The sequence below is a fragment of the Streptomyces sp. SCSIO ZS0520 genome, assembly GCF_025643355.1.
Classification (GTDB): domain Bacteria; phylum Actinomycetota; class Actinomycetes; order Streptomycetales; family Streptomycetaceae; genus Streptomyces; species Streptomyces physcomitrii.
This window is the reverse complement of sequence record NZ_CP092644.1, coordinates 4640388-4658267: the sequence shown is the minus strand read 5'-3', so window position 1 is coordinate 4658267 and position 17880 is coordinate 4640388. Positions and strand designations below refer to the sequence as shown.

At 74.2% G+C, this 17880-nt stretch carries 15 protein-coding genes; 8 read left to right on the top strand and 7 right to left on the bottom strand.

What is annotated here, in order from left to right; translation table 11 throughout:
- The first annotated feature begins 19 nt into the window (after positions 1–19).
- Positions 20–1432, top strand: coding sequence for a trehalose-6-phosphate synthase (locus MID12_RS18375; RefSeq protein WP_263168843.1), 1413 nt, complete (start codon positions 20–22; stop codon positions 1430–1432).
- Positions 1433–1532: 100 nt separating this feature from the next.
- On the opposite strand, the gene MID12_RS18370 is transcribed toward MID12_RS18375, so the two are convergent.
- Entirely contained in the window at positions 1533–2021 is a 489-nt protein-coding gene (locus tag MID12_RS18370; protein WP_040252147.1) for an Lrp/AsnC family transcriptional regulator, read from the bottom strand.
- A gap of 481 nt (positions 2022–2502) precedes the next feature.
- Here MID12_RS18370 and MID12_RS18365 point away from each other — a divergent pair, with 481 nt between their 5' ends.
- The gene (locus MID12_RS18365; RefSeq protein ID WP_263168840.1) at positions 2503–4200 is read left to right on the top strand and encodes an APC family permease; all 1698 of its coding nucleotides are present in this window, start codon (positions 2503–2505) and stop codon (positions 4198–4200) included.
- 169 nt (positions 4201–4369) lie between these two features.
- Here the strand turns inward: MID12_RS18365 and MID12_RS18360 are convergent, their stop codons facing one another.
- The gene (locus MID12_RS18360; protein WP_263168838.1) at positions 4370–5326 is read right to left on the bottom strand and encodes a hypothetical protein; all 957 of its coding nucleotides are present in this window, start codon (positions 5324–5326) and stop codon (positions 4370–4372) included.
- Between the two features lie 410 nt (positions 5327–5736).
- Positions 5737–6597 (bottom strand): trehalose-phosphatase, encoded by an 861-nt coding sequence (gene otsB, locus MID12_RS18355; RefSeq protein ID WP_263168835.1) that lies wholly within the window; start codon positions 6595–6597, stop codon positions 5737–5739.
- A 191-nt stretch (positions 6598–6788) separates the two neighbouring features.
- Between otsB and MID12_RS32490 the strand changes: the two genes are divergently transcribed.
- The 4 genes from MID12_RS32490 (at position 6789) to MID12_RS18335 (ending at position 10673) form a co-directional block, all read left to right on the top strand.
- Positions 6789–7235 (top strand): DUF3263 domain-containing protein, encoded by a 447-nt coding sequence (locus MID12_RS32490; RefSeq protein WP_411576971.1) that lies wholly within the window; start codon positions 6789–6791, stop codon positions 7233–7235.
- Between the two features lie 206 nt (positions 7236–7441).
- Positions 7442–8404: an ROK family protein gene (locus MID12_RS18345; RefSeq protein WP_040252142.1), complete on the top strand. Its 963-nt coding sequence runs from the start codon at positions 7442–7444 to the stop codon at positions 8402–8404.
- Positions 8404–9552, top strand: a complete 1149-nt coding sequence (nagA, locus tag MID12_RS18340; RefSeq protein WP_263168833.1) for an N-acetylglucosamine-6-phosphate deacetylase — start codon at positions 8404–8406, stop codon at positions 9550–9552. Before MID12_RS18345 ends, nagA begins: the two co-directional genes overlap by 1 nt.
- 188 nt (positions 9553–9740) lie before the next feature.
- Positions 9741–10673 carry a 1-phosphofructokinase family hexose kinase gene (locus MID12_RS18335; RefSeq protein ID WP_263168830.1) on the top strand — a complete coding sequence of 311 codons (933 nt, stop codon included), beginning with the start codon at positions 9741–9743 and terminating at the stop codon, positions 10671–10673.
- 145 nt (positions 10674–10818) lie between these two features.
- On the opposite strand, the gene MID12_RS18330 is transcribed toward MID12_RS18335, so the two are convergent.
- Both MID12_RS18330 and cdgB read right to left on the bottom strand, forming a co-directional pair.
- Positions 10819–11850 carry a carbohydrate-binding protein gene (locus MID12_RS18330; RefSeq protein ID WP_040252136.1) on the bottom strand — a complete coding sequence of 344 codons (1032 nt, stop codon included), beginning with the start codon at positions 11848–11850 and terminating at the stop codon, positions 10819–10821.
- Between the two features lie 115 nt (positions 11851–11965).
- On the bottom strand, positions 11966–13630 hold the full coding sequence (gene cdgB / locus MID12_RS18325) for a diguanylate cyclase CdgB (RefSeq protein WP_263168827.1): 1665 nt from the start codon (positions 13628–13630) through the stop codon (positions 11966–11968).
- A 337-nt stretch (positions 13631–13967) separates the two neighbouring features.
- Here cdgB and MID12_RS18320 point away from each other — a divergent pair, with 337 nt between their 5' ends.
- On the top strand, positions 13968–14552 hold the full coding sequence (locus tag MID12_RS18320) for a flavin reductase family protein (RefSeq protein ID WP_040252133.1): 585 nt from the start codon (positions 13968–13970) through the stop codon (positions 14550–14552).
- A 66-nt stretch (positions 14553–14618) separates the two neighbouring features.
- Here the strand turns inward: MID12_RS18320 and arfB are convergent, their stop codons facing one another.
- Positions 14619–15086 (bottom strand): alternative ribosome rescue aminoacyl-tRNA hydrolase ArfB, encoded by a 468-nt coding sequence (arfB, locus tag MID12_RS18315; RefSeq protein WP_411577071.1) that lies wholly within the window; start codon positions 15084–15086, stop codon positions 14619–14621.
- 276 nt (positions 15087–15362) lie between these two features.
- On the opposite strand from arfB, the gene MID12_RS18310 reads away from it, so the two are divergent.
- The gene (locus MID12_RS18310; RefSeq protein ID WP_040252131.1) at positions 15363–15938 is read left to right on the top strand and encodes a TerD family protein; all 576 of its coding nucleotides are present in this window, start codon (positions 15363–15365) and stop codon (positions 15936–15938) included.
- 341 nt (positions 15939–16279) lie between these two features.
- Here MID12_RS18310 and MID12_RS18305 read toward each other — a convergent pair whose 3' ends face one another.
- Positions 16280–17782: a M1 family metallopeptidase gene (locus MID12_RS18305; RefSeq protein ID WP_317633392.1), complete on the bottom strand. Its 1503-nt coding sequence runs from the start codon at positions 17780–17782 to the stop codon at positions 16280–16282.
- Between the last annotated feature and the right edge of the window lie 98 nt (positions 17783–17880).

Here is a 17880-nt window from a genome sequence, read left to right as displayed (position 1 = left end):
GCGCGGCTAGGTTCGGCACATGTCTTCCACCCAGGGTGCCCAGGTCCTCGTCGCCTCCAACCGCGGCCCGGTCTCGTATGTGACGGGGGCGGACGGCTCGCTCACCGCCCGGCGCGGCGGCGGCGGTCTCGTCTCCGGCCTCTCGGCGATCGGACCGGACACCGACGCGGTGTGGGTCTGCGCGGCGCTCTCCGAGGACGACCGGGAGGCGGTGCGGCGCAGCGGCGGGCGCCTGGACCCGGCCGACACCGGTGGACAGAGCGTCCGGATGCTGGACATCGCGCCGCAGGTGCACACCGAGGCGTACAACGGCATCGCCAACTCGGTGCTCTGGTTCGTGCACCACATGCTCTACCAGACCCCGCTGGAGCCGGTCTTCGACGAGGACTTCCGCACCCAGTGGGCCTCCTACGAGGCGTACAACCAGTCCTTCGCCGAGGCGCTCGCCGCCGAGGCGGCCGAGGGCGCGGCGGTGCTGATCCAGGACTACCACCTGACCCTGGCCCCCGGGATGCTCCGCGCGCTCCGCCCCGACCTGCGGATCGGGCACTTCTCGCACACCCCCTGGGCGCCGGTGGACTACTTCCGGATACTGCCCGACGACATCGCCGAGAAGGTGCTGCGCGGGATCCTCGGCGCCGACCGCGCCGCCTTCCTGACCCGGCGCTGGGCGGACGCCTTCGAGGAGTGCGCCGAGCGCGTGCTCGGCGGCACCGGCAACACCCGGATCGGGGTGCACGGGCTCGGCGCCGACGCGGAGTTCCTGCGCGAGCGGGCGCACCGCCCGGACGTGGACGAACGCCTCGCCGCGCTGCGCGAGCAGATCGGCGGCACCGACCGCAGGACCATCGTGCGCGTGGACCGCACCGAGCTGTCCAAGAACATCGTGCGCGGGCTGCTCGCCTACCGGCACCTGCTCACCGCCCGCCCCGAGTGGCGCGAGCGCGTGGTCCACCTCGCCTTCGCCTACCCCTCCCGCCAGGACCTCGCCGTCTACCGCGACTACACCGACGAGGTGGCCAGGGTCGCCGCCGACATCAACGCCGAGTTCGGCACCCCGACCTGGACCCCGGTCGTGCTGCACGTCAAGGACGACTTCTCCCGCTCGCTCGCCGCCTACCGGCTCGCGGACGTCGCCCTGGTCAACCCGGTGCGGGACGGCATGAACCTGGTCGCCAAGGAGGTCCCGGTGCTCGCCGAGCAGGGCTGCGCCCTGGTGCTCTCCCGGGAGGCCGGCGCCTACGAGGAGCTGGGCGAGGACGCGCTCACCGTGAACCCCTACGACGTCATCGCCACCGCCGAGGCCCTGCACGAGGCGCTGAGCCTGCCGGAGGCGGACCGCGTGGCGCGCGCCGAGCGCCTGGCCGCCGCGGCGACGGCGCTGCCGCCCAAGGAGTGGTTCCTGGCACAGCTCGGGGAGTTGCGGGGCTGAGGCGGGCGCGGCGGCGGGCCGCTGGGTCAGCGGCAGCGGGGTCAGCGGCAGCGGGGTCAGCGGCAGCGGGGTCAGCGGCGCCGGGGCCCGCGGGGCGGCGTCAGCGGGTGCCCCAGGCGTAGGTCTGCTTGCGCAGCTTGAGGTAGACGAAGCTCTCGGTGGTGCGGACCCCGGGCAGGGTGCGGATCCGCTTGGTGATCATTTCGAGCAGGTGCTCGTCGTCGTGGCAGATGACCTCGGCGAGCAGGTCGAAGGAGCCCGCGGTGATGACCACGTAGGCGACCTCGTCCAGGGCGCTGAGCGCGTCGGCGACCGGTTCGAGGTCGCCCTCGACGGTGATGCCGACCATCGCCTGCCGCATCAGGCCGACGGTGAGCGGGTCGGTCACGGCGACGATCTGCATGACGCCCTGCTCCTGGAGCTTCTGCACGCGCTGGCGCACCGCCGCCTCGGAGAGCCCCACCGACTTCCCGATGGCCGCGTACGGGCGGCGCCCGTCCTCCTGGAGCTGTTCGATGATCGCCAGGGACAGGGCGTCCAGCGCGGGCGCGCCGCTCGTCCCACTCGTCTTCTTCGGGTCACGTGCCACGCCCGCCACTCTGCCCCAGCCCCCGCCCTCGCGCAAGCACGGACAACTCGATCCGCACCAGCAGGACTTCACGGCGACCGATTCACTTGCCAGTCGGCTGGATGTATACGGAAAGCGCAGCATGGGCGGAGAGGTGTCGGCGGTACGAGGACACCCGCCCCGACCGCCTTCCGGCCAGGAGGAACGCCGCCGGCGACCCGACCGTACCCGGAGCGCCCCCACCCCCACCGGAGACGTCACCCACTCCGACCCCGCCCCCGCGGCGGGAAAATTCCCCCGCCGGGCAAATCGGTCAGCGTACGGTTCCCGCACCCGCGACCGAGGCATCGAGCCCTGGCATGCGGAGGCAGATTCCCGCGCCCGCCTCCGATCGGCAGATCAACTTCCCTGACAGGCAAGCCGATCCAAGGGCATCCGAGCCGAGCGGAGCCCGCCGCCCACAGCCCCGGATACGGATTCAGCACGCTATACGGTCCCGGCCATGTCTCAAGTCGAGGACCGCAGCGGGGGCCGCGAGGGCGGCCGGACCAGGAAGCAGGCGGCGGAGGCCGGGGCCGCCGCCGGGGACGGGCAGACCGCCGCCGGGAACGGGCAGGCCGCCGCCGGGAACGGGCAGGCCTCTGCCCGGGAGACCGCCGCCGGGACCGGGAGTGTCCGGTCCAAGGGGCTCGGCGCCGACTCCGTGGGGCTGGTCGGCAGTACCGTCATCGGCCTGTCGACCGTCGCCCCCGTGTACTGCCTGACCAGCACCCTCGGGCCCACCGTGGGCGAGGTCGGGCCGCAGCTGCCCGCCGTCTTCCTCGCCGGGTTCCTGCCGATGCTGCTCGTCGCCTTCGCCTACCGCGAGCTGAACAGCGCCGTACCGGACTGCGGGACCTCCTTCACCTGGACGGTCAAGGCCTTCGGCCCGCGGGTGGGCTGGATGTGCGGCTGGGGGCTGGTCATCGCCACCGTCATCGTGCTCTCGAACCTGGCGGGTGTCGCCGCCGAGTTCCTCTATCTGCTGCTCACCGAGGTGACCGGCAGCACGGCGGTCGCCGACTTCGGCGCGCGCACCCCCGTGCACGTACTCACCGTGCTGCTCCTCATCGCCGCCGCCACCGCCCTCGGCTACCGGGGCATGACGGCCACCGCCTGGTTCCAGTACGCCCTGGTGGGGCTCCAGTTGGCGGTGCTCGCGCTCTTCGTGGGGCGCGCGCTCGGCCGCGCCGGGGAGGGCGGCGGCCGGGGCGGGGCGGGGCTCGACTTCTCGTGGAGCTGGTTCGACCCCTTCGCGGTCTCGTCCTTCGCCGCCTTCACCGCCGGGCTCTCGCTGTCGATCTTCATCTACTGGGGCTGGGACGCGACGCTCACCCTCAACGAGGAGACCTCCGGCAGCACCCGCACCCCCGGCCGCGCCGCGATGCTCGCCATGGCGATCCTGGTCGGCAGCTACGCGCTGACCGCCGTCGCCGCGATGCGCTTCGCCGGCACCGGCGAGACGGGCCTCGGCCTCGGCAACCCGGCGACCTCCGACAACGTCTTCGCCGCCCTCGCGGAGCCGGTGCTCGGCCCCTACAGCGCGCTGCTCTTCCTGGCCGTCCTCGCCAGCGCCGCCGCCAGCCTGCAGACCACCTTCCTGCCCGCCGCCCGCACCATGCTCGCCATGAGCACCTACCGCGCGATCCCCGCCTCCTTCGCCCGGGTCCACCCGGGCTTCCGCACCCCGGGCCGCGCCACCGTCGCGGCGGGCCTGGCCACCGGCCTCTTCTACGCCGTCATGGCCGTCGTCAGCGAGAACATCCTCGTCGACACCGTCTACGCCCTCGGCCTGATGATCTGCTTCTACTACGCCCTGACCGCCTTCGCCTGCGTCTGGTACTTCCGCCGCGAACTCACCGGCGCCCTGCGGCGGGACGGCACCCCCGGCGGCGTACGGAGACTGCTCCAGCGGGGCGTGCTGCCCCTGCTCGGCGGACTGCTGCTCACCGCGGTCTTCGCCAAGACCCTGCTCGACATGTGGGACCCCGCCTACGGCTCGGGCAGCGCGGTCGCGGGAGTCGGCAGCGTCTTCGTCATCGGCGTCGGCGTCCTGCTGCTCGGCGCCGTCCTGATGGAACTCATGCGGCGGCGCAGCCCCGCCTTCTTCCGCGGCGAGGTCCTGACGCGGGAGACACCGGCGATGGTGGAGGAGGAGTAGACGGTGGTGGAGGAGCAGCGGACGGCCCGCGAGGCCCGGGTAGGGCAAGGGGCCGAGTGCGTACGGGAGTTGGGTCCACCGTGTACGGGAGTTGGGTCCACCCGGTGCCCGGCACGGCGACGGCCGCCGGGTGGACCCGGCGGCCGTCGGGGAGAGGCGGAGCGGCCGGTCAGCCGACCGCCTTCCAGTGGTCGTACTGGTTGACCATGCTGTAGCTGCGGCCCGGGCAGTAGAAGGCGCTGTCCGGCTGGTCGTAGTGGGTGTCGGAGTTGTCCGGGCTTGCCGCGGCCCACTGGCCGTCGGTGCGTACCGAGATGTTGCTGGACTCGAAGGTGAGGCCCGCCATCGCGTGGCAGGAGTAGGCGACGTTCGAGGCGTCCGTGGTCGAGTACAGCTCGTAGATGTCCCAGCCGTCGTTGCGGCCCTGGGTCTGCCCGGACTGGGTGAAGACCTCGTCCCAGGCGCCGGTGGTGTGGTTGTAGAGGGAGGCGGTCCAGGTGTTGGAGCCCGCGTCGGTGCGCACCACCCGGCCGGTGTACGCGGAGGAGCCGTCCGTGTAGGCGGCGAGGAAGGCGTCGTCGATCGGCACCGAGGCCTCGAAGTTGACCGACTTGCACCAGTCCCAGGCGGAGACGGTGGCCCGGCCCTGGGTGTAGACGGTGACCAGCTCGATGCAGGAGCCGCCCGCCGGGTACAGGGTCGGGGTGTAGATCGTGGTGCTGCCCTCGGTGACATCGACCTCGCGGGAGACGGTGTGCGTGGCGCAGGCCCCGTCACGGCCCGCGGCCTCCTTGAAGGCGGTGCCCTGGGCGGGGTGGATGTCCACCTTCAGGCGCGAGCCGTCGCCGGGCGCGCCGACCGGGCCCTTGCCCGGCAACTCGCGTGCCGCGCGGTGCCGTTCGGCCTGGGCGTCGAGCTGCCGGTGCACCTCGGCGCGGGGCAGCGCGCCCGCGACCCGGCGCCCGGAGTCCGCGGCGGCGGAGGTGCAGGGGTTGGCGGCGGCCGACTGCGGGGCGGTGCGTTCGGGGGCGGGGAGGGCGGTGGCGGCGGGGACGCCGAGCCCGCAGGCGAGCAGCAGGGCCGCGCCCGCGCCCAGGACACCGGCCGTGGTTCTGACACGCTTCACGGTGCGTTCCTCTCGGAGTGGGGATCGAGGAGTATGCGGCACCATGCTCATGACAGCGAGCGCGGTCAAGACGTACGGGAATTTCACAGGCCTGTGAACGCGGGTCTGGCCGAGAACGCGTGCCGGGGGCGCGAACTCGCAGGAGTGGTCGGACTGTTGTCCGCGGGTGCCGCGAACTCGCGCGGTGGCGGGGGTGGTTGGCCGCCGGGTCGGGTCGGCGAACCCGGTCGCGCACTGGCGGCGCTGCTCCCCGAACTCGCCTGCGGGTCAAGGCTGTTGTTCACCGGACGGCCCGGCGGCTCCTCACCACGCGGCCCGGCGGCTCCCCACCGCGCCGCCAGGCCGTCGCTCACCGCGCGACCCGGCGGTCCCTCACCACGCGGCCAGGGCCGTCGCTCACCGGCCGTCGCTCACCGGGCGCCGCGGACCTTCCCCGCCAGGGCGTCCAGGAGCGCGACCACCCCTCCGGGGCCGTCCACCGCCAGGTCGGCGCGGTCGGTCAGTTCGCGTACCTCCGCGCTGGCGCTGCACACCAGGAGGCCGGGCAGCCCCTCGCCGCGCAGCCGCTCCACCGCCGCGAAGGCCGCGAGGTCGCCGAGGTCGTCGCCCGCGTAGAGGACCGACTCCGCGCCGCTCTCCCGCAGGCAGTCGGTGAGGGCGACGCCCTTGTCCATCCCGGCGGGCCTCAACTCCAGTACGAGACGGCCGGGTTCGAGGACGAGGCCGTGCCGGGTGGCGAGCGCGGCCAGCGGTGTCCGCAGGGCGGCGAAGAGGGCCTCCGGGTCGGCCGCCCTGCGGGTGTGGACGGCGACCGCCCTGCCCTTCTCCTCGATCCAGCTGCCCCGGTCCTCCCCGGCGTCCAAGTCGGCGAGCAGACCGGGGAGTTCGGCCCGGGCCGCGGTGACGCCCGGGTCCTCGGGCGGCGACTGGACGGCACCGGAGACGGCGTCCCAGCGCTCGGCGCCGTAGTGGCCGAGCACCACCAGGTGTTCGAGCCCCGGCACCCCGCCGAAACCGCCGAGCCGCACCGCCACCTCCGCGGGGCGCCCGGTGATCACGGCGATACGGCCCACCAGGGGGGCCAGCGCGGCGAGGGCGGGCACGGCGCCGGGGTGGGCACGGGCCTGCTCGGGGTCGGGGACGATCGGGGCGAGGGTGCCGTCGAAGTCGAGGGCGATCACCGCCCGCTCCGGACGGTCGAGAAGCGCCGCCAGACCGTCGCGCCCGGCGGCGGTCACGGGCGTCGGCAAGGTGTCCTGGTGGCTGCCCATGCGGGGACCCTATCCACCGACACGGGCCCGCATCCGCATCGGGCGCGCCCTTCTGCTCTTCGGCTTCGCCGCCCCCGGCGCCGCGCCTGCGCCGTCCCGCTTCCCCTCCCCTGCCCGGCGGACCGCGACCGGCCGGAGGCAAGGCCACGGCCCCGGACGCACTGTCAGTACCGACCGCTAGCGTGCGGAGCATGCCGAGGGACCAGCAGACCGGAGAGACCGGAGAGACCGGAGAAGAAGAGACCAGGGACCAGGAGACCGGAGAGAGCGGAGAGGCCACGGAGACCGGAAGGGCCGGGAGGCCGGGGGAGACCGGAAGCACAGCGGCGCAGGACGAGACCGGAGGTCCCGCCGCCCCCGGCGAAGCGACCCCCGCCGAAGGCGCCGCCCCCGCACCCCGTACCGCCCCCCGTACGGAGCTGTCCGCACGGGAGCGGGACGTGCTCGCCATGGAGCGCCGGGGCTGGCCCACGCCCGGCGCCAAGGAGCGTGCCGTACGGGAGGAGCTGGGCCTCGCGCCGGTGCGCTACTACCAGCTGCTCAACGCGCTGCTCGACGACCGGCTGGCCCTGGAGCACGACCCGGTGACCGTCAACCGGCTCCGCCGCATCCGCGCGACCCGCCGCACCGAACGCTGAGCCACCGGGCGGGCGGCGGCGAGCCACGCCCGCACCCGCCCCGTCCTGCCCCGTCCTGCCCCGGCCCGCCCCGTCCTGCCCCGCCCCGGACGCGCGTCCGCATCCCTCCGCATCCACAGGATCTCCACACCCCGCACCTTGCTTCGCCGCGCCGATCCGCGTAACTGGACTAGACCTCTCGGCGGTCCAGGCGCGAGACTGTCCCCGTGAGACATGTCATCGCCCTGGATGTGGGCGGCACCGGGATGAAGGCCGCCCTGGTCACGGCGGACGGCACGCTGCTGCACTCGGCACGCCGGGACACCGGACGCGAGCGCGGTGCGGAGGCGGTGGTCGAGTCGATACTCGCCTTCGCGGCCGAACTGCGGGCGCACGGCGAGGAGAAGTTCGGCGAACCGGCCGCCGCGGCGGGCGTCGCCGTGCCCGGGATCGTCGACGCCGAGCGCGGCATCGCGGTCTACGCCTCCAACCTGGGCTGGCGCGACCTCCCGCTGCGCGCGCTGCTCAGTGCCCGGCTCGGCGAGGTGCCGGTCGCCCTCGGCCACGACGTGCGCACCGGCGGGCTCGCCGAGGGGCGGCTCGGCGCGGGCCGGGGCGCGGACCGGTTCCTCTTCGTACCACTGGGCACCGGCATCGCGGGCGCCATCGGCATCGACGGCCGGATCGAGCCCGGCGCGCACGGGCACGCGGGCGAGATCGGCCATATCGTCGTCCGGCCCGGCGGCCCGCCCTGCGGCTGCGGCCGCCGCGGCTGCCTGGAGCGGCTCGCCTCGGCCTCCGCGGTCAGCGAGGCCTGGGCCGCGGCCTCGGGCACCCCGGACGCGGACGCGGCGGACTGCGCGCGCGCCGTGGACGCGGGCGATCCGCGGGCGCGGGCCGTCTGGCAGGAGGCCGTGGACGCGCTCGCCGACGGCCTCGTCACCGCGCACACCCTGCTCGACCCGCACACCCTGATCATCGGCGGCGGACTGGCGCAGGCGGGCGAGACCCTGTTCGTACCGCTGCGTGCCGCCGTGCGGCAGCGCCTGACCTTCGAGCAGCAGCCCGAGATCGTGCCCGCCGCCCTCGGTGACCGGGCCGGCTGCCTCGGTGCCGGGCTGCTCGCCTGGGACCTGCTCACCGCGTCCGGCCCGGGCGCGCCCACCCACTCCCCGGAGGTAACCGCCTGATGGCCGCCGCACACCTGGTTCTCGCCGGTGCCCACGTCGTCCTGCCCACCGGCACCCTCGCGGGCGGCCGGGTCGTCGTCGAGGGCGGCCGGATCGCGGGCAGCGCGCCCGAGGGCGCCCCGGAGATCGATCTGAGCGGCCACTGGCTGCTCCCCGGCTTCGTCGACATGCACAACCACGGCGGCGGCGGCGCCTCCTTCACCAACGGCACCGTCGAGGACGTCCTCAAGGGCGTGCACACCCACCGGCTGCACGGCACCACGACCACCGTCGCCTCCACCGTCACCGGCGACATGGACGCCCTGCTCCAGCGCGCCGGTCTGCTCTCCGAACTGGCCGAGCAGGGCGAGATCGCGGGCATCCACTTCGAGGGCCCGTTCATCTCGCCCTGCCGCAAGGGCGCCCACTCCGAGTCGCTGCTCCGCGAGCCGGACCCGGCCCTGGTGCGCAAGCTGGTCGACGCGGCGCGCGGGCAGGCCAGGATGCTCACCCTCGCCAGCGAACTGCCGGGCGGACTGGAGTCGGTGCGGCTGCTCGTCGACGCGGGCGTGATCGCCGCGGTCGGGCACACCGACGCCACGTACGAGCAGACCAAGCAGGCCATCGACGCGGGCGCGACCGTGGCCACCCACCTGTTCAACGCGATGCCCCCGCTCGGGCACCGCGCGCCCGGACCGGTCACCGCCCTCCTGGAGGACGAGCGGGTCACCGTCGAGCTGATCAACGACGGCGTCCATCTGCACCCCGCCGCCCTGCGCCTCGCCTTCGGCCACGCGGGCGCGGACCGGGTCGCCTTCATCACCGACGCGATGGACGCGGCCGGTTTCGGCGACGGCGTCTACCGGCTCGGACCGCTGGAGGTCGCGGTCAGGGACGGGGTGGCCCGGCTGGTCGAGGGCGACTCCATCGCCGGTTCCACCCTCACCCTGGACCGCGCCCTCCAGCGCGCGGTGACCGTGGACGGGATCCCGGTCGAGGACGCGGTACGGGCGCTGTCGGCCAACCCGGCGCGGCTGCTCGGCCTCGCCGACCGGGTGGGCTCGCTGGAACCCGGCAAGGACGCCGACCTGCTCGTCCTGGACGCCGACTTCGCGCTGCGCGGGGTGATGCGCAAGGGCACCTGGCTGCGCGAGCCGCAGCCGGCCTGACCATCCGCCCGGGCGGCACCGCCCGGGCCCCGGACGCCCGCGCCCGGCACCCGTCCGCGCCCCTGGGCTGGGCCGGGCGCCCGGACTTTGGCATGATCAAGGGGCCCGCCCGGGCGGGCCCGGCCCGCCGGAGCGGGCGCCGCACGCCAACTCCGACAGGGCCGCCGTCACGCTTTGGGGGAGACCCGGTGATCCTCACGGTCACACCGAACACCGCGCTCGACATCACCTACCACGTGCCGTCGCTGCGGCCGCACGCCTCGCACCGCGTCCGCGAGGTCGTCGAACGCCCCGGCGGCAAGGGCCTGAACGTCGCCCGGGTGCTCGCGGCCCTCGGCCACCGGGTGACCGTCACCGGACTCGTCGGCGGCAGCACCGGCCGGTCGCTGCGCGAACAGCTCGCCGGTACCGAGGGCCTCACCGACGCCCTCTTCCCGGTCTCCGGCGCCACCCGCCGCACCATCGCCGTGGTGGACGCGGCCACCGGCGACACCACCCAGCTCAACGAGCCGGGCCCGCTGGTCACCCCCGCCGAGTGGTCGGACTTCGTCGCCTCCTACGAGCGGCTGCTCCCGTCCTGCTCGGCCGTCGCCCTGTGCGGCAGCCTCCCGCCGGGCGTGCCGGTGGGCGCCTACGCGCACCTCGTACGGGCCGCCCGCGGGGCCGGGGTGCCGGTGCTGCTCGACACCAGCGGTGAGCCGCTGCGGCGCGCGATCGCCGCCCGGCCCGACCTCATCAAGCCCAACGCCGAGGAACTGGCCGAACTCACCGGCTCCCACGAACCGGCCGAGGCCATCCGCGACGCCCGCCGCCGCGGCGCCCACGCGGTCATCGCCTCCCTCGGCGGCGACGGCATGCACGCGGTCACCCCCGAGGGCCACTGGCGCGCGGCCCCGCCGGAGCGGGTCAAGGGCAATCCGACCGGCGCGGGCGACTCGGCGGTGGCCGGACTCCTCTCGGGCCTGGTGGAGGGCCTCGACTGGCCGGAGCGCCTGGTCCGCGCGGTCGCCCTCTCGGCGGCGACCGTACTGGCGCCGGTGGCGGGCGAGTTCGACCGGGAGGCGTACGAGGAGCTGCGGGCGAAGGTGGTGGCGGGGCCGGTGGCACCGGACCCGGAGTGAGCCGGTTCCCCCGCGCGGCGGAACAGCGGCGCGGGCACCGGCCGGACGGGTACAGACGACGAGCGCCCTCCCCGCGCGGGGAGGGCGCTCGCTCGTGTCCGGGGCGGCGGGCGCACCCGGTACCTGTTTCTTGACGTGACCCGCCCTACTTCTTGACGTGCCCCGCCTTCAGCCAGACCTGATCCAGATTGGCGTCGCAGGTGTCGCCCGTCTCGCAGGAGATCACGAAGGTGTTGGTGCCCTTGCTGAGGTGTATCCAGGCGAAGGTCTGGGTCCAGCCCTTGTCCCAGGCGCCTTCCTTGGCCCCCGCGAAGTTGTCCATGTTGAGCTTGCGGTCGGAGGGCTTGCCGTTCACGGTGAGCGTGGTCTCGGCGGCCTTGCCCGGGACGCCGTAGCCGACGAAGAGGGTGTAGTCCCCCTCCTCCGGGATGCCGTCGACCTTCCAGGCGACCCGTGCGCCCGGGGTGTTCAGCCCCGCGACGTACACCCCGCCCTGGGCCCGGGCCCCCTCGATCGTGGAGTCCGTCTTCGTACCCCCCGTCAGCGTCAGCGCCTTGGCGTCCGCCTTCGGCAGGTCCAGGGGCTTGTCCGGCTTGCCGGTGGGCTCCTCGGTGGGGTCCTGGGTCTGGCCCGCGGTGGAGTCGTCGCCGGGCTTGTCGGAGGCCTTGTCGTCGCCGGAGCCGCCGAGGACCGCGATGCCGATGCCGATGACGACCGCGGCGACCACCGCGACGGCGCCGATCAGCAGTCCGCGGGTGTTGGGGCCGCGGCCCCGGCCGCCGCCGTCGTGGTGCTCGTGCCGGGCGGGCGGGGCGCCCCCGCCGCCGGGCAGCGTCTCGGGGGCGCTGTAGTGCGGGTTGGGGCCCTGGTACTGCTGCTGCGGCGCCTGCTGGCCGTACTGCCGGGCGCCGGGGCCCTGCTGCTGGCCCTGGCCGTACTGCTGCTGGCCGTACTGCTGGCCTCCCGCGTACTGCTGCCCCTGGCCGTAGGTCCCCTGCGAGGCGCCCTGGCCGTACTGACGCTCACCGACCGCGCGGACATTGTGGTAGGAGCGGGGGCCGGGGTAGCCGTAACCGCCGCTGGGCGGCGTGGCACCGGAGGCCTGCCCGTCGGCGTACAGGTAGCCGAACGGGTCGTCGTCCTCGGGCGTGCTCGCGCCGTCGTTGCCGGGCGTCATTCCCCGTCTCACTCCCTTGGGGCAGATGTCGGTTGCCGTGCGATGCGGGCGAGCCTACCCGCTCAAGATGACCCGAACGGGTGAGCCGGACGACATCGGGCCCGCGACCTGGGGATCAGCCCGCTCGCCTGTGCTGTTTCGCACGTGACCGCTTTTCGACGTACATGCGCTGGTCCGCCGATTTGAGCACTTCGTCCGCGGTCATTCCGCAGTGCGCCCAGCCGATGCCGATGCTCGCGCCGACCCGGACGGGGCGGCCGTCGACCCGGATCGGCGGGATGATCGCGCTCCGCAGCCGCACCGCGAGGTCCTGGGCGTCCGCGCGGCCGAGGCCGTCGGCGAGGACCACGAACTCGTCGCCGCCGAGCCGGGCCACGGTGTCCCCGTCCCGCACCCCGCTGGTCAGCCTGCGGGCGACCTCGATGAGCACGGCGTCGCCGGTGTGGTGGCCGTAGCGGTCGTTGATCGACTTGAAGCCGTCGAGGTCGCAGAAGAGCACCGCGAGCCCCTTGGCGCCGTCGTCCGCCTCGTCGTCGGGGGCGACGGTGTGCACATGGTGGTCGTGCAGGACGGTGCCCGGCAGATGCTCCTCGGGCAGGTCCAGGCCGTGGAGTTCGGGCCCGGGGAAGCCGGTGCCGAGGGCGGGCCCACCGAACGCGGCGTCCATCGAGGAGTCCTCGCCCGCGCCGAGCTGCGGGCGGCCGCAGAGCCGGGCGCCGAGCCGGGAGCGCAGCTCGGCGGAGTTGGGCAGGCCGGTGAGGGAGTCGTGGGAGGCGCGGTGCGCGAGCTGGAGTTCCCGGCGCTTGCGCTCTTCTATGTCCTCGACGTGGGTGAGCAGGAAGCGCGGCCCGTCGGCGGCGTCCGCGACCACGGAGTTGCGCATCGAGACCCAGAGGTAGGTGTCGTCGCGCCGCTTGAGCCGCAGCTCGGCCCGGCCGCCCTCGGCGGAGGTGCGCAGCAGGATGCCGATGTCCTCGGGGTGGACCAGATCGGAGAAGGAGTAGCGGCGCATCGCGGAGGCGGAGCGGCCGAGCAGCCGGGAGAGCGCGTCGTTGGTCCGCAGGATCCGGCCGTGCTGGTCGCCGCCCATCTCGGCGATGGCCATCCCGGAGGGCGCGTACTCGAAGGCCTGCCGGAAGGACTCCTCGCTGGCGCGCAGGGCCTGCTGCTCGCGCTCCAGGCGGACCAGGGCGCGCTGCATGTTTGCTCGCAGCCGTGCGTTGCTGATCGCAATCGCGGCCTGGAAGGCGTACATCTGCAGCGCCTCGCGGCCCCAGGCGCCGGGACGACGTCCGTTACGCGGTCTGTCGACGGAGATGACGCCGATCAGCTCACCGCCACTGCTACTGGGTGAGTACAGCGGGGCGAAGAGGCGGTCGGAGGGGTGCCACTCGTCCTCGAAGCGCGGCTCGGGACCCTCGGTGTGCCACTGGGGGACCTCGTCGCCGTCGAGTATCCAGCCCTCGGTGTGCGGGATGAAGCGCAGGGCGCCCCAGACCTCGCCCATGTTCAGGCGGCGCTCCCAGGCGGCACGGGGGCCCACCCGGCCGGTGATGAGGGCCTCGGCGGCGGAGCTGCCGGCGAGCGCGGCGACCACGAGGTCCCCGTCGGGGCGTACGAGGTTCACGCACGCCAGCTCGTAGCCCAGGCCGGAGACCACCCCGTCCGCGACGGACTGCAGGGTGTCGGCCAGGCTGCGTGCCGTGTTCATGTCCGCCATCACCTGGTGCAACTGACGCAGGGACGCAAGACGGACGTACGGCTCCGACTCGGCGTCCATGCTCACTCTCCCCGAGACCTCGACAGCAAACTCCAGGGTTGTCATCGGCGTTCGTACAGCAGCGTCCCCGCCACTGAATCACAGCGAGCTGTTCCGTCGGTACACAGGGTCAACAATAATTGGCTCCTGTGACTCAAGTCACAGGAGAGGAAGGGGGGTTGACTGGCTCCGAGCCAGGCATCGCGAGTGTTTCCACTCCGCAAATCCGCTCCGGGCGATCACGACCACTCTGCCCCCTTTGCGACCTCGGACCTAGGTCTCGCCGCCCATCCGGCCGTCCGGGTCCTGGTCCGCCGGGCCGATGCGCGCGGCGGGGGGCCGCCGTAGCGTCGGCCGCATGCTGCGATCGCCGAAGACCCCGAGCGACCCCCGGATCGAGGCCGCGGGCCCGGCCGGCGGGCATGCTGAGGGGGTGACCCACGACGAGTTCCGCGCCGCCATGACCCGACTGGCCGCCGGTGTGGTCCTGGTGACCGCGCACGAGCCGCAACCCGACCCCGAGGGGCCCCGCGGCGAGGACATCGGGATGACGGCGACGTCCTTCCTCTCCGTCTCGCTGGACCCCCCGCTCGTCCTCGTCAGCCTGCGCGAGGGCTCCCGGATGGACGAACTCCTCGAAGAGCGGCCGGTGTGGGCGGTCTCCCTGCTCTCCGAGAGCCAGCGCCACATCGCGGGCCGCTTCGCCATGAAGGGCCGGGTCAGCGACCGCCTCCTCTTCGAGGACATCGCCTTCACCCGGGGCGAGGTCTCCGGCGCCCCGCTGGTCGGCGGCGCCCTGGCCACCCTGGAGTGCCGCACCGAGCAGCGGGTCACCGCGGGCGACCACGTGCTCGTGGTGGGCCGGGTGCTCACCGCCGGGCTGCCCAGCACCGAGGGCGGGCCGCTCACCTACTTCAAGGGGCGCTACCGGCGGTTGGGGTAGCGGGCGCGAGGCGGGCGCGCACCGGCGCGGACGGTCGGCCGCGCAACGGCCCGAGCGCCCCGCGCCTCACCAATCGCGGCCGCTGCGCCCGCGCTTGGTCTGGGAGCGCTGCTTCTTCTCGCGCAGCCGCCGTTCGTTGAGACCGCGCGGGATGCGGCGCGGCTTGCGGGGCTTGGGCGGCGGCGCGGTCGCCTCGGCGAGCAGGGCGGCGAGGCGTACGGCGGCGCTCTCGCGGTTGCGCCACTGCGAGCGGTGCTCCGAGGAGCGCACGCTCACCACCCCGTCGACGAGCCGCCCTTCGAGCCGGGCGAGCGCCCGCTCCTTCCACACCTCGGGCAGCGCCTTGGTCGCCGCGAGGTCGAAGCGCAGCTCCACCTGGGAGTCGCTGGTGTTGACGTGCTGCCCGCCGGGCCCCGAGGACCGCGAGAAACGCCACATCAGCTCGGCCTCCGGCAGGGAGACCGAACCGCGGATGAGGTACCGGCCGGGGGCTGAACCCCCGGCGCCCCCTGCTGGTCTGGACATGCCGACCATGGTCCCGCGCTCCCGCGGCGGCGTCATCCTCTTTTCCTCGGCGGCCCCCGGCTTTCCCCTGGGCGGGCCTCTCGGCGACCCCTCGACGGACTCTCGGGGCGCGCATCCCGGGCGCGTGCGCCGTGCGGCGGGGCGTGCGCCGTCCGGGTGCCGAAAGTCGCGGGTAAAGAAAGTAAAGCGGCTGGAACCTCCTGGTCTCCTCCCGGCGTTCATAGGGGTACCGGTAGCTTCGTCCCCAGTACGGAGCCCGCATCACCCAGAGGAAGGCAGTACCCCATGGCTGTAAGCCTGTCCAAGGGCGGCAACGTCTCGCTCACCAAGGAGGCGCCCGGTCTGACCGCCGTCACGGTGGGCCTCGGCTGGGACGTCCGCACCACCACCGGCACCGACTTCGACCTCGACGCCTCGGCGATCGCCGTGAACCCCGAGGGCAAGGTCTACTCGGACGCGCACTTCGTCTTCTTCAACAACAAGCAGACGCCGGACCAGACGATCGTGCACACCGGTGACAACCGCACCGGCGAGGGCGCGGGCGACGACGAGGCCATCAACGTCAACCTCGCGGGCCTGCCCGCCGACGTCGACAAGATCGTCTTCCCGGTCTCGATCTACGACGCCGAGTCCCGCAGCCAGAACTTCGGCCAGGTGCGCAACGCCTACATCCGCATCGTCAACCAGGCCGGCGGCACCGAGATCGCCCGCTACGACCTCAGCGAGGACGCCGCCACCGAGACCGCCATGGTCTTCGGCGAGCTGTACCGCAACGGCGCCGAGTGGAAGTTCCGCGCCGTCGGCCAGGGCTACGCCTCCGGCCTCGCGGGCATCGCCCAGGACTTCGGCGTCAACGTCTGAGTCGCGCCATGCCTGAGCCGCGCGGTGCCCGAGTCGCGCAATGGCCTGAGTCTCGACGCCTGAGCATCATGCCCATGCGGAGCGCTTGAGCCGGCGGCACGCCTGAGCACGCGGGCCGCCTGAGCACGCGGGCCGAGGGCCCGTGCGGGCGCCGCCGCGGTCGGGAGTCCGGCGGCCCCCGCAGCTGGGGCGCCGGGTCGACGGGGCCGCCCGGGACGCGTTCACCACGCGACCGGGCGGCCCCGCCCGTCGTCCGGGACCCGGCCGCCGTCCCGCCACCGCGGCCGGTCCGCCGCGACCGGTCGCCCTACGCCGCTGCCCGCCGCGAACACCCCGCCGCCTCACGGCAGTTCGGGCTTCCCGCTCCCGTAGAGCCAGTCCTTCCAGACCCGGCGCAGCGCGGACCGGTGCTCCGGGCCGCCGAGCTTCTCCACGTAGGAGGTGAAGTCGCGGGTGTCGGCGTTGCCGTGGCGGTGGGCGGCGGGCCAGCCGGTGAGGAGCTCGCGGAAGAGGCGGTCGCCGAGGACGGTCCTGATCCGGTGCAGGACCATCGCGCCGCCCTCGTAGGAGGGGGCGTCGGAGAGCCGGTCGGGGCCGGGCGGCCGGGCGGGCGGGAAGTTCCAGAGGTTCAGCGCCTCGTCCGGGGTCTCGAAGTAGCTGCCGTCGTGGACCGCCTCGAAGGACTCCTGGGCGCTCGGGCCGCCGTTGTCCTCCTGCCAGAGCCATTCCGCGTACGTGGCGAAGGACTCGTTGAGCCACATGTCCCGCCAGGTCTTCGGGCTGACGCTGTTGCCGTACCACTGGTGCGCCACCTCGTGCACGAGCAGCACCTCGTCGGGCGGCCCGGGGTAGAACGGCCGGGTCTGGGTCTCCAGCGCGTAGTCCGCGTCCCCCTCGCGCTCCACGATGCCCCCGGCCGAGGAGAAGGGGTAGCTGCCGAAGTTCCGCTCGGCCCACTTCATGACCTTGGGCAGCGCCTCCATCGAGGCGCGCCCCGCCTCCCCGGTGACCGGGTCGACCGCGTTCCACACCGGCAGCCCCCCGCCGCCCTTCCCGCCGCGCCCCGGCAGTACGGAGGAGGAGAGCCGGAAGCGCCCCACGGCGACGGTGGCCGCATAGCTCGCCACCGGCTCCCTGCTCCGCCAGCGGAAGGTGGTCCGGTCCCCCACGGTGCGCCGCCCGCGCAGCTCGCCGCTCGCCACCGCGGTCAGCCCCTTCGGCACGGTGACCCGGATGTCGTAGGAGGCCTTGTCCGAGGGGTGGTGGCTACCGGGGAACCAGGTCATCCCGCCGACCGGCTCGCCGAGCGCCACCGCCCCGTCCTCGGTGCGCACCCAGCCCTCCTGTGAGCCGTCCCGCTGGGTGAGGGTCAGCGGGCGGCCCGCGTACCGCACCCGGGTGGTGAACTCCCGCCCCGCGGGCAGCGGCCGGGCCGGGCGGACGAGGAGTTCCTGGCCGCGGCGGCTGCTGCGGGCCCGGGCCCCGTTCACCTCCACCTCGCTCACCCGCAGCCCGCGCAGGTCGAGGTGGAAGGAGCTGAGCGCCTGCTCCGCCCGCGCGGTGAGCACCGCGGTGCCGGTGAGGCGTTCGGTACGGGGCGTGTAGCCGAGCCGGAGCGCGTAGTGGCGCACGTCGAAGCCGCCATTCCCGGCCTGCGGGAAGTACGGGTCCCCCACTCCGGCGGCGCCGGGCCGGGCGGGCGCCTCCTCGCCGTGGCTCCGGCCGCCGCAGCCGCCGAGCACGCCCGCGAGGAGGAGCAGCGCCGCGCTCGCCGCCGTCCGCCGGTGCGGTCGGCGGCCCCGGGGAGGCCGGGGACCGGGCGTGGCCGGGTGGGATATGTGCACCTGGTGATCGTAGGCAGGGTGCGGGCGGGCGGCCCCGCGGGGCGGGCAAGCGGGGGACGGGCGGGCACCGGCGGGCGCCGCCGGGCGCCATGACACCA